General features: G+C 74.6%; 4 protein-coding genes. All 4 read left to right on the forward strand.

Annotated features, from left to right (window positions below):
• Positions 1-318 (forward strand): BtpA/SgcQ family protein (locus Q7W29_10530; protein ID MDO9172255.1); only part of this gene is annotated, 318 nt, incomplete at its 5' end.
• A complete protein-coding gene (gene rfbB, locus Q7W29_10535) occupies positions 315-1,340 on the forward strand; it encodes a dTDP-glucose 4,6-dehydratase (protein MDO9172256.1) in 1,026 nt (341 codons plus the stop codon). The genes Q7W29_10530 and rfbB, both read left to right, overlap by 4 nt.
• Positions 1,337-2,032, forward strand: coding sequence for a phenylalanine--tRNA ligase beta subunit-related protein (locus tag Q7W29_10540; protein MDO9172257.1), 696 nt, complete (start codon positions 1,337-1,339; stop codon positions 2,030-2,032). Before rfbB ends, Q7W29_10540 begins: the two co-directional genes overlap by 4 nt.
• A partial coding sequence (locus Q7W29_10545; GenBank protein ID MDO9172258.1) for a gamma-glutamyltransferase occupies positions 2,029-2,460 on the forward strand: 432 nt, incomplete at its 3' end. The genes Q7W29_10540 and Q7W29_10545, both read left to right, overlap by 4 nt.

Below are 2,460 nucleotides of genomic sequence, written 5' to 3' on the forward strand. Positions count from 1 at the left end.
CTGCGCCGCCGCGGCGGCGCCGACGCCCTGATCGTCTCGGGATCGGCGACGGGCGCCCCGGCCGACCCCGCGGAGCTGCGGGCCGTGCGCGAGGCCGAGCCCGACGCGCCGCTGCTGGTCGGCAGCGGGCTGACCGCGCGCAACGTCGCCCTCTACGCCCCCCACTGCGATGGCTGCATCGTCGGCACGTCGCTGCAGGTCCCCGGGCCCGACGGTTTCCCCCGCGTCGACGCGGCGCGGACCGCGGCCTTCACGGCGGCCTTCGGAGCCGCCATCACCGCGGCCCGCGACGGCGCCGCGACCGAGGACGGACGATGAACCTCCTGGTGACGGGCGGCGCCGGCTTCATCGGCGCCAACTACGTGCGGCTGCTCCTGGAGCGCGGCGGCGACCGGGTCGTGAACCTCGACCTGCTGACCTACGCCGGCAACCTGGAGAACCTGGCCGGCTGCGAGGACCGGACCGAGTACCGGTTCGTGCGCGGCGACGTGCGCGACCGCGCCCTGCTCGACCGCCTCCTGGCCGAGGAGCGGATCGAGGCGGTGGTGCACTTCGCCGCCGAGAGCCACGTCGATCGCTCCATCGACGACCCGCGCGAGTTCCTCGACTGCAACATCCTGGGCACGCAGACGCTGCTGGAGGCGTCGCGCCGCGCCGGCGTCGCGCGCTTCCTCCAGGTCTCCACCGACGAGGTCTACGGCTCCCTGGGGCCGACCGGGCTGTTCACCGAGGAGACGCCGCTGGCGCCGAACTCGCCGTACGCCGCGAGCAAGGCGGCCGCCGATCTGGTGTGCCGCGCCTACCACCACACCTACGGCTTCCCGGTGCTGATCACGCGTTGCAGCAACAACTACGGCCCCTACCAGTTTCCCGAGAAGCTGATCCCCCTGATGATCGCCAACGCGCTCGAGGACCGCCCGCTGCCCGTCTACGGCGACGGCCGCAACGTCCGCGACTGGCTCTACGTGCGGGACCACTGCGAGGCCGTCGACGCCGTCCTGCGCCGCGGCCGCCCCGGCGGGGTCTACAACGTCGGCGGCAACAACGAGATGCAGAACATCCAGATCGTCCGCCTGCTGCTGGAGCTGCTGGGCCTGGACGAGTCCCGGATCACGTTCGTGAAGGACCGGCCCGGCCATGACCGGCGCTACGCCATCGACGCCACCCGCATCCGCGACGAGTTGGGCTGGGCGCCCCGCCACCGCTTCCGCGACGGCATCCGCGACACGGTCGACTGGTACCTCGCGAACCGGGCCTGGTGGGAGAAGGTGCGCAGCGGCGCCTACCGCGAATACTACGACCGCCTCTACGGCGCCGGCGGACGCCACACCTCGACATGAACCGCGCCGTGTCGCTGCCCGACGGCCGCGCGCTCCGCCTGGACGACGGCGTCCTGGGCGGGCTGCGGGCCGGCGCGCTCGCTGTCGACGGGGTGTCGGTGCGCGAGGCGCCGGAAGTCTGGGACGAGACCGCCGCGCTCGCCGCCGGCCTGCGGGTCCGCTTCGCCGGCCAGATCCCGAGCGACATCCCCGGCCTGCGCGAGGCCCGCGACCTCTACCGCGCCTTCGGCATGGAGCCTACGCGCCACCGCCCGAGCAGCGAGGCCCTGCTGCGGCGCGTCCTGCAGGGCAAGGACCTCTACCGCCTCAACAACGTCGTGGACGCGTGCAACCTGGCCAGCCTGGAGTTCCTGCTGCCCATCGGGCTCTACGATCTCGACCTCGTGCGCGGCGACGTGACGCTGCGGCTCGGGCGCGAGGGCGAGGGGTACCCCGGCATCCGCAAGGGGCCGGTCAACCTCGCGGGTCGCCTGGCGCTGTGCGACGACGAGGGCGGCTTCGGTTCCCCCACCAGCGATTCCCTGCGCACGTGCGTCCACGCGGGAACCTCCCGGCTGCTCGCGGTGATCATGTCCACCCGCGCCACGCCGCCGGAGACGATGCGCGCCCGCGTGGCGCACTTCGGCGAGCTCCTGGTCCGACACTGCGGCGGCGACGTGACGTGCGCCGCGGTGCTGGACGGCGGGCCGTGAGCGCGGTGGCGTCGACCTTCGCGCTGGCGGTCGTCGAGCCTTACTCCTCGGGCCTGGGCGGCGGCGGTTTCCTGGTCGCCCACCTCGCCGACGGCACCGACCTCGCCCTGGACGCGCGCGAGACCGCGCCGGCCGCCGCGCACCGCGACATGTTCCTGCGCGACGGGATCGCGGACGCCGGACTGAGCCGCAACGGCGCGCTGGCGGTGGCGACGCCGGGCCTGGTGCGCGGGCTCGAGACCTTCCACCGCCGCTGCGGGCGGCTGCCCTGGGCGCGCCTCGTCGCGCCGGCGGCCGCGCTCGCCCGCGACGGCTTCCCGGCCGACAGCCTGCTGTGCGCCAGATTGCAGGAGAACGCGACGCGCCTCGACGACGCGGCGCGGGCGGTCTTCCTGCCGCGGGGCGCGGCGCCGGTCGCGGGGGACACG

Source organism: bacterium, from assembly GCA_030654305.1.
Taxonomy (GTDB): Bacteria; Krumholzibacteriota; Krumholzibacteriia; order LZORAL124-64-63; family LZORAL124-64-63; genus PNOJ01.

Bases quoted from the DNA above. Each gene is read 5' to 3' on its own strand.
- rfbB (MDO9172256.1), top strand. From the start codon at position 315: ATGAACCTCCTGGTGACGGGCGGCGCCGGCTTCATCGGCGCCAACTAC.
- Q7W29_10540 (MDO9172257.1), top strand. From the start codon at position 1,337: ATGAACCGCGCCGTGTCGCTGCCCGACGGCCGCGCGCTCCGCCTGGAC.